This window comes from Corynebacterium sp. HMSC067D03 (assembly GCF_001811185.1).
GTDB lineage: Bacteria > Actinomycetota > Actinomycetes > Mycobacteriales > Mycobacteriaceae > Corynebacterium > Corynebacterium coyleae.
On sequence record NZ_KV803802.1, the window covers coordinates 1 to 1,831 of the forward strand.

Here is a 1,831-nt window from a genome sequence, read left to right on the forward strand (position 1 = left end):
AAATGCCTAGGAACAAAACTCGGGGCACTTCAGTTCGGGGTTTTTTTAGGCGGTTAGCTGGTGATGTTCGCCATGTTCACCTCCAGTTTGGTGCATGAGGTGTTTGGTGTGCTCGAGTGCGGATAGTGACATGTAGCGTTTTTGCTGGATCCAATCGTCGTGCTGCTCGGCAAGCACCGCGCCGACAAGCCGGATGATGGATTCACGGTTCGGGAAGATGCCCACAACGTCGGTGCGCCGGCGGATCTCCCGGTTTAACCGTTCGGTGGGGTTGTTGGACCAGACTTTCTTCCAGACTGGTTTCGGTGCTGCGGTAAACGCCAACACGTCATCGAGCGACTCTTCTAGATAGGCCGCAACCTGCGGGAACTTTGGTTCTAACAGGTCGACGACTTCGCGGGCTTGTCGCCTGTCAGATGCGGGTTTTTGGTACCGGTGTTCCGGAGACCCGGTACTGCTGTGTTCCGGGTAGTTGGTACCGGGGCCGGGCCGACGGAGTCGGCCCGGCTGTTTGTCTTATTCGTCCGGTTCTATTGGGGCGGTGGCCTTGCGCATGTCGAAGTCTCCGATGCGGATTCGGTGGCCGTTGTTGAGGCGGCTAACGAGTGAATCGGCTCCGACTCTGTCGGGGAGGGCTTCGACCCAATAGGCGGCGGCCGATTGGGAGGAGATCAGTGTTGGGAGCCGACCGTCGCGGTCGAATATGATCTTGCTCAGGTCTTCTTGCCCGCGCTGGTTGATGCTCATGGTCATAAAATCGTCGATGATAAGGACATCGACATTGATCAGTTTCCGCATCTTATCGAGGTAGTTTTGGTCAGTCGGTGAGAAGACCGCCAACATGTCTACGAGTTGGTCTAGCCGGTAGTAGGCCACGGAGTATCCGGCTTGGCATGCGGCGACGCCGATGGCGCAGACTATGTATGTTTTCCCTGTTCCGGTCGGTGCGAGGATGTGAATGTTGGTCGGGTTTTCCCGCCAGTTGGTCGCCGCGATTCGTTTCAGTTGGCGCATGTTGATGCCGCGTTGTTCTGCTCGGGTGACTTCAGCAAGGCTCGCGTCCGGGTATCGGAATTGTGCCTGGGTGATGGCTTTGGCGATGTTGCGTTGTTGCCGCTGTGTGTAGGCCTCTTCGACTGCTGCGAGGAAGATGTCCTCTGGTAGCGCATCCGCGTAGGCCTCGTCGTTGACAATCTCGTAGAAGACATCAGCGAAGGTCGATACGCGAAGTTTTCGCATTTTTGCCCGTACTGTTTCGTCGTCGATGTTGCTCATGGTTAACACTCCTTCTAGTTTTCGTAGTGGTCAGCAGGCCGGATGAAGACGGCATCAGCTGCGTCGCTGGTAAGCGGGGTGCTTGGGCGTTGTTGGTTCTTCGTTGCGGGCTGTGTCCTTCGCCCTGGTGCAGCAGGGTGCTGCTGAGCGTGCGCAATGTCAGTCTGGATGCGCTTGATCACAGCCATAGTTGGAGCCAGCTTCTTTTCTAAGACCTGCTGGCACGCCGGCTCGAGGGTGGCTTTGCTGTGCTTTTTGCCCAGGTTGGCCAGCACGTTGCGAGCTTGAAGAAGTCCGCGGGGGACGGCGGCACTATTACGATCGAGGATCATCGCTATGACTGCGTGCGTTGCAGAACCGAACGACGAGGCCCAAGCCAAGAGTTCGTCGCGGGTGAGTGCTTTGTGCCTGTGTCTGATCTGATGTAGGTGGTCCAGTTCGGCTTGGGAAGTAGTCCGTTTCGGCGGCCTGTTTTAGTCCGTTTCAGCGTGAAAAAGTAGGCCACTTTCCTGGTGCGTTGCTGTGACTGGTGTGGCTCTTTTGGAATGAAAAAGGG

General features: G+C 56.7%; 2 protein-coding genes and 1 pseudogene. All 3 read right to left on the reverse strand.

Translation table 11 applies throughout. The annotated features are described in order from the left end of the window. Window positions 1–45: 45 nt before the first annotated feature. A pseudogene (locus tag HMPREF2785_RS03115) lies at window positions 46–411 on the reverse strand (transposase); the annotation flags it as partial. A gap of 105 nt (window positions 412–516) precedes the next feature. After that, a complete protein-coding gene (locus tag HMPREF2785_RS03120; RefSeq protein ID WP_070614232.1) occupies window positions 517–1,275 on the reverse strand; it encodes an ATP-binding protein in 759 nt (252 codons plus the stop codon). A 14-nt stretch (window positions 1,276–1,289) separates the two neighbouring features. Beyond that, a complete protein-coding gene (locus tag HMPREF2785_RS03125; RefSeq protein WP_070614233.1) occupies window positions 1,290–1,607 on the reverse strand; it encodes a hypothetical protein in 318 nt (105 codons plus the stop codon). Window positions 1,608–1,831: the final 224 nt, after the last annotated feature.

Excerpts from the sequence above, each read along its gene's own strand:
- HMPREF2785_RS03125 (WP_070614233.1), bottom strand. The coding sequence starts at position 1,607 with ATGATCCTCGATCGTAATAGTGCCGCCGTCCCCCGCGGACTTCTTCAA.
- HMPREF2785_RS03120 (WP_070614232.1), bottom strand. The coding sequence starts at position 1,275 with ATGAGCAACATCGACGACGAAACAGTACGGGCAAAAATGCGAAAACTT.